Annotated in this window: 12 protein-coding genes; 7 read left to right on the top strand and 5 right to left on the bottom strand. The window is 64.2% G+C overall.

Annotated features, from left to right (window positions below; genetic code table 11):
• Window positions 1-118: 118 nt before the first annotated feature.
• From ACXMYJ_RS24800 to ACXMYJ_RS24810, 3 genes are all read right to left on the bottom strand, one after another.
• Window positions 119-268, bottom strand: coding sequence for an AAA family ATPase (locus tag ACXMYJ_RS24800; protein ID WP_460359113.1), 150 nt, complete (start codon window positions 266-268; stop codon window positions 119-121).
• Between the two features lie 406 nt (window positions 269-674).
• Window positions 675-2,492: a serine/threonine-protein kinase PknH/PknJ gene (locus tag ACXMYJ_RS24805; RefSeq protein ID WP_460359114.1), complete on the bottom strand. Its 1,818-nt coding sequence runs from the start codon at window positions 2,490-2,492 to the stop codon at window positions 675-677.
• A gap of 31 nt (window positions 2,493-2,523) precedes the next feature.
• The gene (locus ACXMYJ_RS24810; RefSeq protein ID WP_460359115.1) at window positions 2,524-3,375 is read right to left on the bottom strand and encodes a peptidoglycan recognition protein family protein; all 852 of its coding nucleotides are present in this window, start codon (window positions 3,373-3,375) and stop codon (window positions 2,524-2,526) included.
• A 200-nt stretch (window positions 3,376-3,575) separates the two neighbouring features.
• Between ACXMYJ_RS24810 and ACXMYJ_RS24815 the strand changes: the two genes are divergently transcribed.
• The 4 genes from ACXMYJ_RS24815 (at window position 3,576) to ACXMYJ_RS24830 (ending at window position 9,143) form a co-directional block, all read left to right on the top strand.
• Window positions 3,576-5,177 carry a serine/threonine-protein kinase gene (locus ACXMYJ_RS24815; protein ID WP_460359116.1) on the top strand — a complete coding sequence of 534 codons (1,602 nt, stop codon included), beginning with the start codon at window positions 3,576-3,578 and terminating at the stop codon, window positions 5,175-5,177.
• Entirely contained in the window at window positions 5,177-6,631 is a 1,455-nt protein-coding gene (locus tag ACXMYJ_RS24820) for a neutral zinc metallopeptidase (RefSeq protein WP_460359117.1), read from the top strand. The genes ACXMYJ_RS24815 and ACXMYJ_RS24820 overlap by 1 nt, the downstream gene beginning before the upstream one ends.
• 87 nt (window positions 6,632-6,718) lie before the next feature.
• Window positions 6,719-8,248 carry a serine/threonine-protein kinase gene (locus tag ACXMYJ_RS24825; RefSeq protein WP_460359118.1) on the top strand — a complete coding sequence of 510 codons (1,530 nt, stop codon included), beginning with the start codon at window positions 6,719-6,721 and terminating at the stop codon, window positions 8,246-8,248.
• Between the two features lie 118 nt (window positions 8,249-8,366).
• Window positions 8,367-9,143 carry a serine hydrolase gene (locus tag ACXMYJ_RS24830; RefSeq protein ID WP_460359119.1) on the top strand — a complete coding sequence of 259 codons (777 nt, stop codon included), beginning with the start codon at window positions 8,367-8,369 and terminating at the stop codon, window positions 9,141-9,143.
• 643 nt (window positions 9,144-9,786) lie between these two features.
• On the opposite strand, the gene ACXMYJ_RS24835 is transcribed toward ACXMYJ_RS24830, so the two are convergent.
• Together ACXMYJ_RS24835 and ACXMYJ_RS24840 are read right to left on the bottom strand one after the other, a co-directional pair.
• Window positions 9,787-10,590: a DUF5663 domain-containing protein gene (locus ACXMYJ_RS24835; protein ID WP_460359120.1), complete on the bottom strand. Its 804-nt coding sequence runs from the start codon at window positions 10,588-10,590 to the stop codon at window positions 9,787-9,789.
• Window positions 10,591-10,638: 48 nt separating this feature from the next.
• Complete coding sequence (locus ACXMYJ_RS24840; protein WP_460359121.1) at window positions 10,639-12,828, bottom strand: type IV secretory system conjugative DNA transfer family protein; 2,190 nt, start codon at window positions 12,826-12,828, stop codon at window positions 10,639-10,641.
• Between the two features lie 106 nt (window positions 12,829-12,934).
• Here ACXMYJ_RS24840 and ACXMYJ_RS24845 point away from each other — a divergent pair, with 106 nt between their 5' ends.
• The 3 genes from ACXMYJ_RS24845 (at window position 12,935) to ACXMYJ_RS24855 (ending at window position 20,387) form a co-directional block, all read left to right on the top strand.
• Entirely contained in the window at window positions 12,935-17,830 is a 4,896-nt protein-coding gene (locus ACXMYJ_RS24845) for a hypothetical protein (protein WP_460359122.1), read from the top strand.
• A gap of 2 nt (window positions 17,831-17,832) precedes the next feature.
• A complete protein-coding gene (locus ACXMYJ_RS24850; protein WP_460359123.1) occupies window positions 17,833-18,849 on the top strand; it encodes a hypothetical protein in 1,017 nt (338 codons plus the stop codon).
• 83 nt (window positions 18,850-18,932) lie between these two features.
• Window positions 18,933-20,387: a sigma 54-interacting transcriptional regulator gene (locus ACXMYJ_RS24855; RefSeq protein WP_460359124.1), complete on the top strand. Its 1,455-nt coding sequence runs from the start codon at window positions 18,933-18,935 to the stop codon at window positions 20,385-20,387.
• Window positions 20,388-20,417: the final 30 nt, after the last annotated feature.

The raw sequence follows: 20,417 nt of genomic DNA on the forward strand, positions 1-20,417 counted from the left end.
CTTCCCGAACCAGCGCGCCAACGCCGGCTCATGATCGGACCTTCGGATATTCAGATCATCCTCGGGAAGGTGCGCCCACTTTCACGCCCCCACACCGAGGCTCATCCACAGGTTCTGATCATTGCTCTGCGACCAGCCTGAGGGCATCTACTATCGCCGACTTTCCCGCCGCATTCTCGCCGACGACCACCGTAAGATCCGGAGTGAACTTCACTGATGTCTCACGGCAAGAACGAAAGTGCTTCAGAGAAAGTTGCGCCAAGTGCATGTTGAGTCCGATCGGAGAGCCTGGGCTTCGACCCTAAGAGCAAAGACGCGCAGGGGATGGAAGCTCTCGGCGTGTCTGCACGCTTGGCCCGGTGAGCCGGCACGCACGTCGCAGTTCACACGCGTCCGCGCTCGTTTGGCGCCGTAGTCAGACGTGGTTCTTGAGCCAGTCCCACGCATCCTGGGTGAGCCAACCTGCGTGGTGTCGCCAACGACGTTCAAGACCAATACACTGTCGGAGTCATACAGCACGGACCTGAGCCGGTCGTTGACCTCGCAGACAGTCAATGTGGAGTCGACGATCCATAAACCAAAATTCGTCGGGAAGCCCTCACCACGGGCGCCAACCAAGGCGCTATTGATAACAGCTGCTGCGGCGGTGACACTGAATGCGACCCGCTGTGCCATTAGGTGATGACTCGATCCCGCATTGTGCTGGCAATACGTTCCGCGTAGTCGCCTGCTACCGCGGGGTCCGATCGCCGCGGGTTAGTGTCAGTGTCGAAGCACGTCTTGACCTTGATGACGACGTTGTCTCGGCTCCCCATGGCCACCTGGCATGCTGGCGCACTTCCGTTCAAGTTATCTACCGCGGACATTCGCAGGGTAATCAGGCCCGCGCGGTCAGTGACGGTGGTGAAGTACCAGCTAAAACCACGCTCGTACCCCAAGTCTTGGTCAACTGATGACTCCGAGCTGTACGCCGTGGGATGCCCAAGTGCGCACTGTTGCCACTGCGTAGTCGAGCTATCCACTATCGCCTGTGCTGCCTCAGCCGTCGGAAAGACAACGGCGGTCTGTTCTACGAGGTCGTCGATGTCGGAGATGGTTTTTCCGAGTGTCTGGTTGCGGATGGCCTCGAAGCCCGAGTTTTCATAGACCTGTTGTTCAGCTCCGTAGATCACCCCTGCGCATGCGGGCGGATCGACAGTGCGGGCGTTGTCCGATGTGCCCTGTGATGAGCTGACTAATTCAACAGAACCTACGTTGGGTGGGTCTCCGGTGAAGGCACCTCCCGTGAGTGACGTGATCTCTTCCGGTGTGAGGAGTAGTGAGTCGATGTTCGATGCCGGAAAAGTAGGCGGAGGAGGTGGGGGCGGTGGGGGCACAGGCCGTACCAACGAACTCCTAACAGGTGGTGCAGCCGAAGCTGTTGCAGTAGGCGAAGAATCAGATCGGGACGGATTCGCGGATGTTTGGGAATGCCAGGGGCGCCAAAGCAGGACGCCGCCCACGACGACGATGATCGCGCCGATCGCGACCGTAGGCCAAACCCAGTGGGACCCCTTGGTGGCGGTGGCATTGCTCTCCGCCTCTGCGGTAGCAGGTTTGGGGCGCGTTATGGCTGCTGGTGCCGTAGCGGCAGCAGCAGGTTTTGCAGCGGGGCCTACCTGCTCAGAGAAGGCTCGGGCGAAGTCGCTGCAACGCTCAAAGCGGTCAGCGGGTTGCTTGGCCAGTCCTGCAGCCAGGACAGCATCAAACTTTGCAAGCTCCGGGCGGTAGTCAGCAAGTGCAGGGGGCGCGCTGTTGAGGTGGCGGCTGATGACGACGGCGGGGTTTGAGTTCACGAAGAGCGGCGCACCGGTCACCAGGTGGTAGGCGGTCGCGGCGAGCGCATACTGATCGGCGCGGCCATCGACATCCTCTCCGAGGAGCTGCTCCGGCGCACAGTAGGCGACGGTTCCAACAGTCATGTTTGTTGCGGTGAGCCCGCTGATGTCGTTCGCGTTGCGTGCTATGCCGAAGTCGGTCAACAGCACCCGCTGTTCTTCGTCATCGTCGACATGGGTCAGCATGATGTTGGCCGGCTTGACGTCCCGATGCAGCAGGCCCCGCTTGTGGGCTGCATCGAGCGCGCTGGCGACTGCACTGACGATGCGTGCCACTTCGTCGACCGGCATACCGGCCGGGTAGCGCTGCGCTAGCAGTTTGGCCGCGTCGTGTCCATCCACGAAGTCCATGGAGATCCAGAGCTGTCCGTCGGCCTCGCCTCGGTCATGTACACCAACGACGTTGGGATGCCACAGTGTCGAAGCCAGGTCGGCTTCGCGAGTGAACCGCGCACGGTACTCCGCGTCGGCAGACCATTCCGGGGGAAGCAACTTGAGTGCATCGTGTCGAGGTAGCCGTGGATGTTGCGCGAGATATACCTCTCCCATTCCGCCACTGCCGAGCTGGCGGAGAATTCGGTAGCCCGCGAAGATTTGCCCCTCGCTCAATGCCATCGCTCGAGCGCCTCCATCATCCGTACTGGTCCTACTGCCCGTTCTCTATGGCCGCGACAAGCTGCGCGGCCTCGGGGCCGCTGATCATCGGCAAGCTGAATGGGCCGACGGCCAGCAACTCGGTCACGCGGCGCGTGAGTTCTCCCGATGTGACGTGGGTGTACAGGTCGGCGCCTGGGCATGCGGTAGCGGCGTAATCCTGATGTCCTTCGACCTCGGTCGAGCCGATCGGGAAGGTGGAGACGGCCCAGGCGAAGGCCATCGCTGCGCCCTGCAGCTGTTCTTCGGTCACGGCTTCCTCGTCGAAGTTGCCTTCACAGACGACCAAGAAGTGGCCGTCGGTGTCGTAGTCCGTGGCTGTATCACCTTTGATCCACGGATCCCGCAGTTGGTAGATGTTGCCATTGCGGTCGACACCGACGTGATAGGCGATATCGACCCAGCCACGGTCGTTCTGGTGCAGCTGCTGGTGTTGACGCAACCGGGCTGGAGCATTGCGGTTATCGCCGAGCACGACACCCGTGTGGTGAATAGTCAGGCGGGTAGGAGTGTGTGGAACGCCGCCTTGTCGAGCCGGTTGCGCGCTCCAGCCGTCCCGGGAAATGATCCGCGCCGCGACGGTCGACGACGGCACCACTGGCTCGGTTGGCGAAGGTGGCGCTGGCGGAGCAGCAGTCACAGCAGAGGTTCGAGCCTGAGTCGCCGAGGTGAGAGAGCTCTCCGGTGTCGCCGAGTTCGCCACCTCGGATGGTTGCGAGCAGGCGCCGAGCACTGTAGCCAACCCCGCCGTCCCGGCGAGGGCCAACACCTGCCGACGGCTCACGGCAGCATCGAGCGAACCGTCGAACCCATCAACCCCCGGTGTCTGCACGACGATCACCATACGTAGAACCCGCGTGGAAGCGCGGCGACTTGCACTGATCACCGAGTTGACCGGCGGCCACCGCCCGGAGCACCCGCGGCAGCGCAACGTTCTCCGAGAAGCACCCTGGCTGAGGTCGCTTTCGGCGAGTCGGCGACTGTCCTGCTCGGCTCCGAGCGGAACCTGTCCGTTTTGTCGGTAATGCTGGTTAAGATTCGCGCATGCCCATAGCTGAAGGGGCGGTCTTTGCCGGCTACACCATTCAGCGCTCACTGGGAAGCGGGGGGATGGGCGAGGTCTATCTTGTGCAGCACCCTCGGCTGCCCCGCCAGGAGGCGCTGAAGATTCTCCCGGCGAGCGTGAGCGCTGACCCGGACTACCGCCAACGGTTCGCCCGCGAAGCCGACATTGCCGCGTCCCTGTGGCATCCGCATATCGTGTCCGTTCACGATCGCGGCGAACATGACGGCCAGTTGTGGATCACGATGGACTACGTCGAGGGCACGGATGCATCCCGGCTGATGCGCGCACGGTATCCGCATGGAATGCCGCCGAAAGACGTCATCGACATCGTTACCGCTATCGCCGATGCCCTCGACTACGCCCATGAGCGGTTTCTGCTGCACCGCGATGTCAAGCCGGCCAACATCCTGCTTAGCGACCCCCGCAACGGTGCACGCCGTACGGTCCTGGCTGACTTCGGTATCGCCCGGGGCGTAGACGACAACAATGGGTTGACGGCAACGAACATGACAGTCGGTTCTGTGGCCTACGCCGCACCCGAGCAGCTCACCGGAAAGGCGCTCGACGGACGGGCCGACCAGTACGCGCTGGCCGCCACCGCATTTCACCTCCTCACCGGGACAGTGCCCTACGGGAGTTCCAACCCGGCTGTGGTCATCGGTAACCACCTGTCCTCACCGCCGCCGACCTTGAGCAAGCTGCGCGACGATCTCGGGTATCTGGACTTGGCGCTGGCCACAGCCATGGCCAAGGAGCCGCACCATCGGTTTCAGACCTGCCGTGAGTTCGCGGTCGCGCTCGCGGGCGGCAGTTCCGCATACAGCGCCGACGGCGCAGCAGTTGTGAGTCCCTATGACGCCACTCAGCTCGCGCCCCGTCGTGCGCCAGTGTTCGTTGATGCTCCGCCACCCCACCAGGTTCCTTCCCCAACCTCGCTCGAATCTCAGCGAAGTGGCCGGCGCACGGCGTTGATCGCCGGTGGTGCCGCGGCGGCGTTGCTGGTCGTTGGGCTCGTCGCGTTCGTTGGTGCAAAACTCGCCCAGTCGCCCGAGGCTCCTCCGTCGGCTGCCCCGTCGCCGTCCCTCACCCGCCCTGCGTGGCCGGAGACGATCGAGCCGCCCCGCACGGTCACACACACCGCGCCACCGGTCACCGTCACTCAGCCCGGCAACCCACCTGCGGTCGGTCCCCCGGCACCCGCGCCACCTCGCGTACCGGCACCGGCACCTCGCGTTCCTTCAGGGTCGTTCGGCGACCTGGGCTTGGCCACACCGATGAGCAGTCCAAGCTGCAATGGTCAGGGCATCGTTGTTCTCGGATCGGTCACTACGCCGGGGCAGTACGCCGCTGGGGTGCAACGGCTGCTGGCGGCGCACCCCGGGGCCTCCTATCTCCGCACCGACCAAACCTGCCCGTCGCTTCGCGCAGCCACCGACGCAGGCAATCCCATCTATGCCGTTTATCGCCTAGCAGGCGACACGACGGCTCAAGTTCGGTCCGCGGTGTGTTCCGCCGGTGGCGATGCCTACGGCAAATGGCTTGACTACACCACCGACCCCGGTTTCCAGATCAATTGCTAATGCGCAGCACAGGTCGGCCCGCGACTATCGTCCTGGCCGCAGCGCTCCTCGTCGCCTGTTCCGCAAGCCCCGACTCCACCTCCGGTCCGGCGGTCGATCAGGTGGAGTACCGCGTGGGAGGGCTGCCCGTGGTCGAGGGAGCAAGTGGGCTGCGCGGCGACGCGCCGCCACCACGGCGCACAGCGGCATACACCGACGGTGGGCCGGTTGATGCGCTGGTCCTCTCGGCGGTCGATGACGTCGAAATGTTCTGGCAGCAGGTCTATCCCGACACGTTCGGCTCACCTTTCGAGCCCGTCGATGAGCTGGTGTCGTTCGACTCGCTGGACCCGTCCAGCCCCGAGGTGTGCGGCCACGCAACTTATGACCTGCCCAACGCCATGTTCTGTTCCCCGTTGTTCTCCGTCGAGCAGTTCATCGCCTGGGATCGCGGCTTCCTGGTCCCGACAGGGCAGCAGTACTTCGGGGACACCTCGATCGCCGCGCTGATCGCGCACGAGTACGGCCACGCGGTGCAGTACAACGCCGACCTCGCGGGCTGGTTGACCGAGACCGTGGTTAAGGAGCAACAGGCGGACTGCTTCGCGGGCGCCTACAGTCGCTGGGTCGCCGAAGGAAACTCTCCCCGTTTCACCCTCAGCACCGGCGACGGTCTCAACCGCGTCCTGGCCGGGGCGATCAGCCTCGCCGATCCGGTGTGGTCTGAGCAGGAAGCCGAGATGGTCGAGGAAGGCCACGGCACCGCGTTGGACCGCACCCGCGCTTTTCAGCAAGGTTTCGTCGACGGGACCACATCGTGTGCCGCTATTGACCTCGCATCGATCGAGCAGCAGCGGGGCGATCTGCCCCTGCTGCTGCAGCAGGAGCCCTCGGGCTACGTTCAAAGCGGCGAGCTGCCGCTCGACGAGTCCACATTGTCGACGCTCATGGAGCTTCTCGACCAGATCTATACTCCGCAGAGCCCACCCGGACTGTCCTTCGACAGCCAGGCCTGCCCCGAAGGGGCTGCCAGCCCGCCGGCGTCCTACTGCTCCACAACGAACACGATCGTGGTCGACCTTCCCGCGCTGCAGGCGATGTCGGTTCCGGCAGGGACGTCTGATTACGCGCTTCCGCAGGGCGACAACACCGGCCTGTCGGTAGTGACCTCCCGGTACGCCTTGTCACTGCAGCACGCCCGAGGTGAGCCACTCGATGCGCCGAGCACTGCACTGCTCACTGCATGCCTGACCGGAGTCGGGCAAGCCGCGATGGCCAATCCCATCGAGCTTCCGAGTGGAAACAGCCTGCAGCTCGCCGCCGGGGATATCGATGAAGCCGTCGGCGGACTGCTCACCAACGGCCTGGTCGCCGGAAACGTCGACGGGTTGACCGTGCCGGCCGGGTTCACTCGCATCGAAGCGTTCCGCGCCGGGCTTGCAGGCTCTGAGCAGGCGTGCCATCAGCAATACTGAACCCCCTATACGGCTGGTCGTCTTCATCGGGTAAGCGGGAGGTTGTGGTTCACTAGCAAACCGGGAAGTACATCAGGGGGTATCGGGGTGCAGGCGTCGTCCGGTCGGCAAAGAGCTGGCACACGATTCGGGAAGTACGAACTGCTCACGCTGCTCGGCAGAGGCGGTATGGGTGAGGTGTATGAGGCCCGCGACACCGAGAAAGGCCGGATCGTCGCCCTCAAGATCCTGCTCGAGCAGTACGCCCAAGATCCCGGTTACCGAACCCGATTCACCCGCGAGGCGAATGCCGCTGCGTCGCTGCAGGAACCGCATGTTGTGCCCATTCATGACTGGGGTGAAATCGAGGGCAGCCTGTTCATCGACATGCGTCTGGTTCGCGGCACCGACCTGCGCAAACTGACTGAGCGCGGGCCCCTCGACCCCAGCCGTGCCGTGCACGTTATCGGTCAGGTCGCTTCCGCACTTGACGCTGCGCACGCCGAGGGGCTGACCCACCGCGATGTAAAACCCGAGAACATCGTTGTCTCCGGCGACGACTTCGCTCACCTTCTCGACTTCGGCATCGCGGAGAAGGCCGGCGACCCCCACCTCACGCAGGCCGGGATGACCATCGGGTCCTGGGCGTACATGGCGCCGGAACGACTCAGTGGCGACGCCACCAGTACATCGGTCGACATCTACTCGCTTGCGTGTGTTCTCTACGAAACTCTCACCGGTGCCAGGCCATTCGCGATCGACAGCATCCAGCAGGTCGTCAACGCGCATCTGTACACCCCGCCGCCGCAAGCCAGTGCCAGAAATCCACGTGTTCCGCCAGCGCTCGACGCCGTGATCGAAAGGGGCATGGCGAAGGAACCCGATGACCGTTACGGCAGCGCAGGGGCCCTGGCCCGGGCTGCCCAGCGTGCGCTGTCGTCGCCGGCGGCCCGCGATCCCAATGCCACCATGGCCGGCGTCTACGCCAGCGCTGCGACCGAGCAGCACACCCGGCCGGCACCCTCACCGCCCGCCGCGCCACTACCCTCGCCGCGACCTGCGCTGCCCGCTCGGGCAGACATGCCCAAACCGATGCTGATCGGTATCGCGGTGTGCGCGGCTCTTTTCCTCGCCGCCGTAGGCGCCGCCCTCGGCGTGTTCGCCAGCCAGTCCGGCAGCGGTGACGGCGAAACCTCCGCACAGAGTCCGTCGCTCACCCGGCTACCGACTGCGGAACGATTGCCGCGCCCAACCGGACAGCGACCGTCAGCGCAGACGCCGAATCCGGAGTTTCCTCGACCCGCGTCGCCGCCACCGAAAGTCACCGGCGTCGACGGACTCGGCCAACGCTGCGATGCGGGCTTCGAGGTCAGCGGAAGTCTTGATCGAGCGAGCCGCGCATTCCGCGGAAGCGTCGAGACTAGTTGCCGCTTCGTCGACAACGTACTGACGGCGTACTGGAACGCGGGCGGCCCCAACGCATCACCGCGCACAATCTACGCCGCTGGCGGCGTACCTTGCGATCAGCGGTCCGCACGCTGCAGGGGCGGTCTCTACGTCCTCGACTGCAGCCCCTTTGGCGCCGGCGACTGGGTGACGTGCCGAGGCGGGGTGAATGCTGTCGTCCACATCTACTAGCCGCCGTCTTCATATTTGGTGTTGTGCTGCAGCCATTCTCACGGGATGTTCGCACGAGGTCGGGGGCACGCCGAACCCGGACGCACTGTCAACGACTGCTTCGCGGCTACCGCCGTCCGTGACCGTCACAGCCGTAATGCCGGTGAAGCCTGCACCGACTGGGGTCCCCACCCCACCGTCGCCGTCCGCCGGCGACCTCAGCGGGAGCTTCGAGGACATCACTGCCACCTTGCCGGCCGGGGATGTCGGCGCGGCAATCTTTGACGGACAGAGCGTGACCCGTTACGGCTCATGGAAAGTTGGCGCCGCATGGTCGACCATCAAGGTGCCCCTGTCCATCGCTGCCCTGCGTGTCGACCCGGGCTCCGCGCAGGATCAGATGCAGCAGGCGATTTCGCAATCCGACAACGCCGCAGCCGACGACCTGTGGAGCGTGCTGGGCGATCCGAATACGGCCGCTGCAGCCGTGGACTCGGTGTTGCGCGAAGGAGGCGATCTGTCGACGCGCGTTCAATCTCGGCAAGTGCATCCACCGTACAGCTCTTACGGTCAAACTGACTGGCCCACAGATCAAGCCGCGATCTTCGCCTTCCAGCTTCCCTGCATCACCGGATCGGCACCGGTAATCGAGCAGATGCGCACGCTCGCCGGCAACCAACAATGGGGACTGGCACCATTCGCAGATGTCGCCGCCAAAGGCGGTTGGGGACCGGAGCCGGATCGGGGGTATTTGGTACGCCAACTCGCACTCGTTACCAACAGCAGCGGTACCTTTGGCGTCTCGCTTGCTGCCAAACCTGCCGACGGGCGCTTCGAATCCGGCAAGGCCATGCTTGACGGGATTGGAGCGTGGATTGATCAGCAGCGCAACGACATCGTCGGCGGCCGCTGCTGACACGGCGCTCGCTCCAAACCCACGCCGTGCAACTACTACTGTGACTTCTCATTCGTTGTGACCAATCGTGGCTCTCTGAAGTGGGGCGACGCAACATGTCTCAAGACATGACCACCACGATTTGTCCCACACTTGTGACCAATGTACGCGTGCGCGCATGTGGACCTAATCGGCCACCAACGGACCTGTTCTCGCCTCGCTGCGGAAGGCTGACATTCAGTTCGCAGGCTGGGCTGCCGTCTGCTGCGCGAAGCCGCCTACGGCACTGAGCGGGGCAAACCTGTCTTAACACCGTTGCGATCGAATCGACTGCCGCCAGCCGAGCCCTCTAACCCCCGCTTCAAAGCTGCTATGCCGAATCAGTTACGGTGTTGCGACATAATCCTTCGTCCGGACCTGGCGCGCGTTGAGTACACGACACCCGTCATCGATGCGTGTACCAAGAAGAGCATCGGCAGGGTGCTATCACGGTCACACCAATTGGATCAAATGATCTTCCTCTGTAGACATTCAATCATGTTGCGCGGCAGCCGGTTCGATGTGTTTGAGTCGGTTTATCATTCCGACCACGTATCCCTGAACTATCGCTGAACTACACCTACCGCCTCACTGAGCTTAGGATCGCTCCCCCGGAGGCGCGGGGTCATACTACCGAGCGCTCCCGCGCGAAGGTGAAAAGCTTAAGGAGCCGGGAGAGCGATTCGCTGACGATTCGGCCGATATGTTCGCGTGTGGTCGGGGCGGGCACTGGGATAGCAATCTCGCCAACCAGCATGTGCCGTTCGGCATCCTCTGACGAGGACACCAGCGCCTTGGGCAGCCACCTGCCGGCGTTCCACTCCTTCGCGAATTCAACTAGGGTTGCGGCAGATTCGTTGGAGACCATGGCATCAGGCGCACCCGCGGTTAATGTCAGCAACTCGCCGTCGCCGGCGAAACGGATTCTTACGACGATCAGCGGAGCATCCTTATCTTCGACAAAGCTGATGACCACACCACCCCCATCACGTTGATACTTGAGCCCGCGGCGTGTGAAATGCCTTTCGACTTCTTCGAGGGTGGTCCACACGAGTTCATCGACACTTCGGTCGCCGATGACTACCGCAGCATCCGCCGCAACAACAGTGTCGACAATGTCGGCAACGAGACGCGCACGAGTAACCGCGACGATAGCGCGATAGCCCGGTACGTGATCGTCCAGCCATTGAGATGCCGGGCCCTCGCCTTCATCGAGCAGTCGGCCGAATTCAGCGCGCGCCGCCTCGTCGAGTTCCTGCCACAACGCGACACCGACGCGGTCCTCCAACTCTTTCGTGGCACACAGAGCCAAACTCTGCAGTTCATCATCGGCAAGTCCGGGCAGCGCCGCGGCCAGCTGTACTCGCATCCAGTTCGAAACAACGTCGTCAACAGCGCACTGTGCCGGTTCAATCGTCTTGATAGTCATGTGGTTACGCCTTTCATGGTCGCGGGTGAGTGGGCTGAGGTGGAGGGGTTAGGCGGAGTCTCGATCAGCCTCCTCACGCGCCGCCAGCCACTCATCGAGAAACGATTCGGCTACTCCATCGGTGCTCGGGTGGGACAGCTTCTTAGGCGTCGGCGGGGGCGGCCGCCGGCGTTGGAAGGGCAGGTCTGCCACAGTTCGTTCCCGAATGATGGCCGTGACGTTTGAGAGTCCCTTCGCGGCCCCGGCGGTTACGTCGCGGTACGGGTCGGCCAACTCGATGCGGGTAGAGGTCATGACCGCCTCGGTGTGGGCGGCCAACTCCTCCCCGGTACGTGTCGGAACGCGGGTGTTGTGATCGACGACGAGAGTGTGTGGGCTGCTGTTGCCCTCGGTTGCGGTGCGCAGTGTCACGGCCGACAAATCCGGCATGGTCATCAGTACCGTCGGGTCGACGAGCCCACCGAAGCGGCGCTGGATCTCAACCGAGTCGCCGGCGGCACAGCGGAATGCGATTGTGGTGCCGACGTTTCCATCCACCGCGGGTCGCAGATTTGCGTCCAACTGCTCGAGGTACTGGTGGGCCAGTACGACCGACAGGCCGAACTTGCGTCCCTCCGCGAGCATGTTCGTGAGCGAACCCGAGATCAATGAGTGCGCTTCGTCGACGATGACCGTGAAGGGCCGCTCGGGACAGGTGCGTCGCAGCGCTGCGGTCCATATCCGGTTGAGGTAGAGATATCCCAGCAGGCGACTCGCTGGCTCACCTAATTGCGCCTTCGAAAGATCCGCAAGGATAATGCGACCGTCATCCATCGCCTTGCCGAAGTCGATCGCGTCGGCGCCGGAACCCAGGATCGCTCGCATAGCGGCTGTACTAGCGAGGCCCTCAAACTTTGAGTTGACCCACGAAACGAGATCGCCGTACTCGTTGGATCGTCGCGTGATTTGGTCGTTGCGCCACCAAGCCTGGACCCTTACGTCTTTGGACTCAGCCACGGCGTCAGCCATGAACTTGTTGTCGGCAAGCGCCACCGGTACGTCGAGGATGGAGGTGCGGGTGCCGTGTACCGCGGCGATTGCACGCAGCGTCATGGCGACGCGCTCGCGGAAACGCGGCCCGACAATTCCTGTCGCGGCCTTGTCGAACAGATATTGGAAGGACTCGCAGATCTCGTCGATCGCGATATCTCGCGACGAGGAGTCGGACTCGGCGAGCGAATTGATGGGCACCGGGTTCTCCACGTCGCCGCACCTAATCATCCACACGCGGTCACGCGCCGAGTCGGGAAGCTCAGCCAGGATGCGGTCGCACAGGGTGCCGTGCGGGTCGGCGATAAAGGCGCCTTCGCCGGACGAAGCGACTTCGTGCGCGATTGACGCCAGCACTGAGGACTTGCCCGTGCCCGTCCGCCCTAGAACATGGACGTGGCGGAGTCGCTCGGCCAGCGTGAGCGCAACCGGACTTGGTTGCCGACCCGTCGTGACGCCATACCCGATCCGCAGCGTATGTCCTGCCGGGTCGCTGGAGTCTGGACGCGTTGGCGTCAAAGGAATAGCCGCGGCGGGCCCCATGGGTACACCGGCCGGCGATAGCGCACCCGCGACGGGAATCGTCAACACCCGCGCAAGGTCGCTAGTGGCGACCTGGAGTCGGACCGGAGCGACGTCCGGGGAGTCGGCCACCTGCAGGCCAGGAAACCGGCGGCGCAGCGCGGCGCGCAACCGCAACGAGGGTGCCCCACTTGTCGTGACGGCCGCCATCTGCGCCTCCCAGCGACCCGCGCCCACATCCGTGGCCGTGATACGTGTGCGTAACCCCTCCCCAGGGAGTCCGGCCAGGACTTGGAGCACATCATCGAGTTCCGCCTTGGGCGCAGACAGTGCCAGTTGCTTTGCGGGCCCCGAGTCCGAGCCGTCGGCAGTGAACCCAAGCGGGGCGCGGCGAGCATCGGCGACGAGCGGCCATCGAACGACGGACGGCTCTTGGTCTTGCTGTCGCACCGCTGTCTCGGCAATGGCTTGAAGTACTGCTTCCAGCTCACTAACGACCTTGCCGGTGGCACTGCCCGCTTCCGCGGTCAGATCCAGCGTGACAATGCCATCAGCCGAACAGGACATGCCGAACTCCAGTTCGGCGCCCGGCACCTCGGCGATGATTCCGGCGAGGTCTACAGGAATGGACTGCCGCAACATCGCGACGTGGCATTCAGACGTGCGCCGCAGTGCGAGCAACTCCATGACGACCAGCCTGGGTGCAGGCCTACTTGCGCAGATCTCGAGATGGCCCATGAGATGTCTCCTTCAGCGAATCGGCGTGGATGGATGTCGAAGCTCCGGCAGCAAGTTGCGTCCGACCTGGGACCTGTGCGATTGGACGCGAATTGTTCTTCGCTTTGTGGCAATGTTCGTTAGTCGAAGTGAATGGAGCGAAGTCTTGACCACCCACACCACGGCCGACCACCAGCCCGCCGCGCAAACTGCGCCGATCCCTGCCGACCTCCATGCACCATCGTTGGAGGCCTTCGCGGATCAGGGCCCGGACTCACTAGCCGAAGCGCTCTCGTGGGTTTTTCCACTCACTACACCGAAGCTGGGCGAGGTCACGCTTGCCGCTATTGAATTGGCCCCCACTCCGCACTGGCACGCCGCGGCCAGCAAGCCACAATGGGTGCGCCCAATCCGCTGCACCCTCGAGTCGGCGGCGGGAAGCGTGTACTTCGAACTCGATGTGATTCCGTGGATGTGTGACGAATTAGCCGCAGCGGAATCGGTCGACATGCGCGACCACTCGGTCGGCGGCCATCGTGGCCTTTACCTCGGGCGGCCACTCTCGGCCCGGATGCAGTTGGTCGCCCGGCCAGGACTGCGGCGTCGAGCAAACGCGAACACGACGTCGTTCGTGTTGGTTCCCGACCTCGGTTCCCGAGTTACGGTGACCAGTCGGACCAGGACCACCCTGGAGTTCAGGTTCGGCGATCGGATCGTCACCGCCGAACGCGACCGCCTGGCGACGCTGCTGGCAGGTCATGAAGACGGCGAATCGAGACTATCGAAATCGGATCTGGCGCGGCTGGCCAGCTTGGGACGCGACGGCGGTGGACGGAGCCGTCGCTTCTCACCTGCCGCGCTAGCCAGCATCGATCACGACCTTGGCCTGACCCGAGCAGACTGGGCCCAGCGAGTGCTCGCCGTCTCCGAACTCGCCACCGATCAACGCATCCCCGAGCCGAAACGGTACATCGACGAGCTGTCCCCAGAGGCACTCCACTACCGTCCGTACGGAGACCTGTTGCGCCGCACCATCGCCCACGGCATGCTTCGGGCGTACTCGGCGTACCACGAGGTTGAGCCCGACTTGGAATCCCATTCGCAGCACAACGCCGACCACGAGGATCCGGCATTCAGCTTGCTCCGACGGTTCGCCCAACGACTCAAAGCAGGCGCCCTTCGGGAAGTGCAACAAGTCGTGCGGCCTGGTGCCCCGGGCGGAGTCGTCACCCCCGCCGACGACCGCGGCACCGTCGCCGCACTGGAGGCTCAACGCTCGGTTACACGGTACGGCCCCGGAGGCGAGCGCCGTCAGGGCGCGCGGCGACTGTGGATCAGAGGATTGCACCCCGATCGGCGCGGTGAGCTATGCCCGCTGCTGACACCCGAGTCCGAGGACCTCGGAATGATCCGTGGTGCGGCCCTCGGCGCCCGACCATCGCCCGCAGGACTCGACCGACCTGTCGAACTCGACGAGCCCGATGACCTGAGCGTCGCCTCAGCGCTCATCCCCTTCGTCAACCACGACGACCCCACCCGCGCGTCGATCGCAGCCCGCTTGATGCGACAAGCGGTCCCCATCGCGGGCGCCATGCGGGCCGGCGTCGAGACGGCGGTCGCGGACCGAATCGCCGAAGAGCACGGGGTGTGCCGCGCCCCCCTGGCCGCCGAGGTCACGCGCGTCGGCCGCAACTGGGTCGAACTCGCCCCGCGGGCCGGCGGCGCGTCGGTGATCGTCGGGTTCGGGCCGGCCACACCGAGTGCATCAGCGGTCGACAGCTGTTGGCGACCGCACGTCGCGAAAGGCGCCCGCGTGTTCACCGGCGACCTGCTAGCCAGCGCACCAGACGTCGTCATCGACAATGACGGCAGGCCGCACTTGGCGCAAGGCCGGGACTGCCTCGTCGCGTACACCCCCTGGCACGGATGGAACTTCGAGGACGCGATTGTGGTCTCCACCGCCTTGGTGCCCGCCCTGACATCGCGGCACTATCTCCGGTTCCGCGACAGGGTCAACCTGGTGAGCGGCGAACTGCCCCATCTGATTGTCGATGTCGGTGCACCGGTGAACAAGGACCAGGTCGTTGTCGAGATTGCTCGCGGCCAGCGCCTGCTACGCACAGTTCGCGCACCCGAACGCGGGACGGTCACCGATCTGCGGATCGACGGCGACGAAGTCTGTGTCGAAATCTGCGTCGAACGGCCGCTGGAGGTCGGCGACAAGCTCACCAACCGACACGGAGCCAAGGGGGTCGTCGCCAAGATCCTCGATGAGGAAGAAATGCCACGACTGGCAGACGGACGGCGCGTCGAAATGCTACTCAACCCGCTCGGCGTCATCCGCCGGCTCAACCCCAGCCAGTTGTACGAAACTCACACCACGTTGCGCAACGACCTTTCGGGCATCAGTTCCACCGAGCTCGTGGGCCGCAGACTGAGCGCGCCTGATGTGCTTGCATGCGACCTGGAGAGGCTGGGTGCCGCGGGTGGCCGAATGCCGTTGTGGTCCAAAGATGGAGCGCTCGACGGACATGCGGTGGTGGTGGGCTGGCAGCACATGCTCAAGCTCGACCACCTGGCCGTGAACAAGGAGCGCTCCCGGCTGATAGGGAGCCGGTCACCGCTCAGCCAGCAACCCGCCAAGGGCTCGACCTGGATTGCAGGTCACCTTCTCGGCGGCGCCCAGCGCGTCGGCGAGATGGAGATGTGGGCATTGCAAGCCGTTTCGGCCGACGAGATTGTCGGAGACGTCCAATCGCGCAGCGATCAGGCCAGCGACTCCCTGGACGCCGTCGCTGCCCACCTCCGCGTCGCGGGACTACGCCTCGTCACCGATGGCGACAGCGCACCGACCATCCAGCACAACCCGGAAGGCGCTGGGCTGCAGGACCTTCCTGACGAGATCGTCAAACTCATCACCAATCCCAACCTGACAACGCTGGACGGCAGTCCTGCGTTCGACCCACTGCACGACCACCATCACGGAGGTGACGAGGCCTCACCGAGGTGCGCATGCGGCGCGAGTTCATCGCTCGGGACCGTGTGCCCCATCTGCCACACGATGACTCGCCCCCATCCCGAGTTTGATCGGCGCAGTTGCCGCTTCCGGATAAGGCTTGCCGCGCCGATCCGCCACCCGTGGGCGTCCGACAACGCGCCATGGGACCTGCTGTCAATCCCGGTGCTACCGCCCGCGCTACGCCCGTATCGGGAGAACGCTCTTGACAACGCCTATCGGCGCTTGATCATCGAGAACGCCCACGCTGCAGCCAATCCCGCGCGTGGTCTCCAGAGGCTGAGCGCGGCGGTGACGAACCTGCTCGGATACCTCGATGATCCGCCGAGTGCAAACACGATCGCGGCACGTCTTGGTGGGAAGCGAGGCCTGCTGCGAAGGGCGCTACGCGGCCGTGACACCGACTACGCGGCGCGCGGCGTCATGGTTCCCGACCCTACCCGCGACCCGGAGACGATCGGCATTCCACGTACGGCGGCGGCCGCCATGGGGCTCGATCCAACTTCGGACGACGGGCAGGTGGTGCTCGTCAACCGCCAGCCGACGCTGCTTCCAACGAACCTGATCGCGCTGCGGCCAGATTTGGTCGACGGATCGGCGTTCCGCATCCATCCGTTCCTGTGCGCGCGGTTGGCAGGCGATTTCGACGGTGATGAGGTCAGCGTGCACCGGCTTCTGAATCCCGCAGCGCGCGAGGAAGCTTGGCGCCTGCTGCGCCCGTCCGCCTCGTATTCCCACATCGCGAACGATAAGCCGATGGCGAAGTCCGACCTCGATGTCGCCCTCGGGCTGTGGCTCCTCGGCCGAAGACCGGGCGGACGCGCAGAGTTGTGCTCGCAACTCGGACTCCCCGCAAACGATCCGATCGCGACGGGGGACGCCATCGCTCCGTCGGAGAAGGACGCGCTCATCCTTCGCGTGGTCGACCGAGCACCAGACGGGCGAGCGGCGCTGGAGGCGATGACGCGCATCTTCGGCATCGGCGTCGACGAGGCCACCGGTTGGTCCTTCTCCGCAGTCGAGTTGCCCGATCTCGCAGCCCAGGCCCACCCAGGCGTGCCTGACCTCGGCGTGCCGTTGGCATCGGCATTAGGCGAGGCGATGGCGGCGGGGGTGGCCGGCAAGAGTCGCGGCATCGAGCAATTGCTTATCCGCCGTGGGAGGCTCCAAGGCTTCGACGGGCTGCCGACTCCGGACGTCGAGGAAAGCTTTGTGGCCGGCCTCGACGACGGTGACTTCTTCGCAACGGCACCTGGTGGCCTCCGGGCACTGTCTGACAAGAAGCTGGTATCGCCGTTGGCGGGCGGTTTGACGAAGGCCGTCGTCGAGGCCACCTACGATGTGGTCATATCTGAGACAGATTGCGGAAGAACCCACTTCGGGTTCGGCACGATTCTGGGATGCGGTGCAGCAACTGGCGTGTGCGCGCGGTGCTACGCGGCGGCCGGCGGTCCCGCTTCGTCCGCTGGCACGCGGGTCGGCCTACTTGCAGCCTTCGCAGTCGGCGAGCGAGGTACTCAGAATGCCATGAAAGCCTTCCAAGGAGGCACCAACCTCGCGGTGGGCGGCAACGTAGTACGGCTACGCGCCCTGCTCGGCGACGGTCGTATCAATCGCGATGGCGCACAACCCACGACGCTGAGCGAAATCATGGCACAGCCCATCGATTCCATCGAGGACCTCGTCGCGGCATACCGGCCGCTGATGGCGCTCGTCGACGAGTGCCTCGACGCGTCGGTCGACCCGCACCACGTGGAGGTGATTTGGCGCCGCTTACGTCACGTCCACAGCCAGGGCGTTGCCCGGCCGTTGACCGCCGCCCAGCAGACTGGTTCGGCATTCGTCCAGGCGACGAATCGAGGTGATCTCGCGGTCCTTCTGCAGCCCGACAACGCCGAGGCGATCACTAGATCGCCAAGTGCATTGCGACTGGCCGTGATCCGAGGAGGGAACTAATCGTGCCGACGAACTCGACCGACCGACGCCGGGAAGTCGCTCCGGCAATCGGCAGGGCGACCGAGCGCGGCGCCGATAAAGCACGAGGTACCAAGCCGTCTCTCGGCCACCTGCTTAGCCGGGCGGCCGTCACTCTCGCTGAGCAAGTCCCGTCGCGCGACGCGCATGACAGTTACGACGAACCGTGGCCAGACGTACCCGAAGAACTGGAGCCCGTTGACGACGATGCGGTCGACGACGAAGACTTCGACGTCGGCGGCACCTACACGCAACGCCCGATGATCGTCTACTCACGGGCCGCTCCCTGGGTTCCTCCCGCGTCAGCGCGTTCGGCAGAGTCAGACGGCATCGACGGCGATTTGCGTTTCACAGTTAGGAGCCCTCAAGACGGGCTGCGGAATCACGACCCGGCGACTGTCGCGATTATCGTTGACGAGATCCACCGCATCGCTGCAGCGCTAGAGCGGCTACAACCCAGGGCACTGGCAGCCCGAACTCGCATCGAAGCCGTGAGAAAAATGATGCCGATGCAGCAAAAGGAACTCGCCGCGGAGTTCGGAGATCCGAAGACGACCTCGCCGTTACTCAGCAGGCGGCGGCGCGAGATCATCCAGGCGCCATGGGGTCTGGTGCCTTTAGAGTATTTCTGGTGGTTCAAGGATGACGGCCTGAGTGTTGTCGAAGCTCGCGATCTCATTACCGAACTACGCACCGACGCGGACCGACCCGCCCTGGCGATAGCCCGCGTGGTGGCCGAACGACACTCACTTCCCGGAGTTGTCGCCACTCGAGCTGACGCCATCAGGCACCAAGTTCCTCAGATGAGGGCGCTACTGCCGTTCGTCCCGATGTTGAACATCCTGTCGCAGAAGGTCATTCAGGCCGAGAGGGAGAATCTGGAGAAAATGGTGGACGAGGAGGTGCTCCAGCAAACCGGTCTCAAGCTCAACAAACGGGGAGCCGGCCTCGTCCGACTCGGCTTGGCGGGCGCTTTCGAAGAACTGGATCTTGGCGCATGATTGGCACATCGGGAATGGAGTTGCCGCTCCCCGCCGCCGAGTGGTGTGCCGTCGACCCCCACGACGTACGCGGGATGCGACTCGTGGTCGTCGCGGTCGCGGGCGAGGAGATTCCCGACGTCCTGCGCGCCTGCGAGGACGCCGCCGTACCCGTGGTGGCGGTCGTCGACGAGTTGCGTCCGTGGTCACTCCGTGATCTGCACCTACGCTATTCGTGCATCCGCACGCTGATCACTCAAGACGACGTCGAAGCCTTCGATTTCGGGCGACTCCGGCAAGAAGTCATGCAGTCAGCCCAACCGGGTTGCGGCGTCGCAATCGGATCGACGTGGAGCCTCCCGGCCGAACCCGAGCCCTACGAAGCCCGTCGGTTCCTTTCCTTCGACTCGAAATCCACGGCACCCTTCCTCTCGGAACTTCGTGCCGCGCTCGGTCAGATGCGAAGAGTCAGACCCGAGATCCCTTGGGATCCAGCCGACCGACTCGCGGCCGCGGCCGTCGATTCGAAGGGCTTACTGAAGACCAGTGGCCCGTTTAACCTATCCGACCTGGTTGAACACGCGCGTGAAGAGTCGGTCCGCCAAATCTTCTCAGGAACAGGAGAACTCGGAGAGTGGAAATCGCTGCCTCCACCCCTGCTCATTCTTGGCGACTCGGGTACCGGGAAGTCGTTGCTAGCCGGACTGATTCACGACGTGCTTACGGATGCGCCCACCCATGACGGTCGGCGCGGGCAACTCGTCGAGGTCGCCGTGGCGGGTATGGACATCCGCAACTTCGACTACGAACTGTTCGGCGCGACTACAGGAACCTATAGCGGGGTCAGCTTCCGCGTCGGGGCTGCAACGCAGGCGGCGTACGGCACGTTGTTCCTCGACGAGCTGGGGGACATGCCACACGATGCACAGACCCGGTTGCTGCGGTACTTCAACGACCTCCGCATCAGAATCGAAGGCACGTCGCAGTCCTTCTTCCCATACACGCACATCGTCGCCGCCACCAACCGCGAGGTTAGCCACATGGTGGCACTCGGGCAGTTCCGCAATGACCTCCTGGCGCGCTTCCGCGCGCGGGTGACTCTGCCACCACTGCGAGCACGGGAGCCTGGCGAACTCACCCGCTTGATCGATTTCGTCGCGCAGAACCCTTTGGTAAACCCTGATCACCCACACGATCACGAGCGGTTGGTGTCGCATATCTCCCCTGACGCGATGGCACGACTGCTCGGCCATGAGTACCGAGACGGCAACTTCCGCGAGCTTGAATACGTAATCCACACGGCGATCTGGCGCGCCCGGGGAGCGAACCGTCGAACCATAGAGGCCGAAGACATCGATCTGGCCAAGCCGCGCCACCGTACCGATCGGAATAGCCGAATCGTGCCCGTGAAGGCCTTGCCTTTATGCGAGCACAACGTGGAAGTCGAGGAACTCGATGAACTCCTTCGCTTAGCTGAGCGTCGTGATCTCGTCGTGCTTCGCTGCGGCCTTGACTATGCACTGTTTACGGACGGCCTCGCCTTCAGAAGCAGACAGTAGCTATGTGCCCGATTCGAACTCGGCGCCGCG

The sequence above is a fragment of the Mycobacterium sp. ZZG genome, assembly GCF_054786995.1.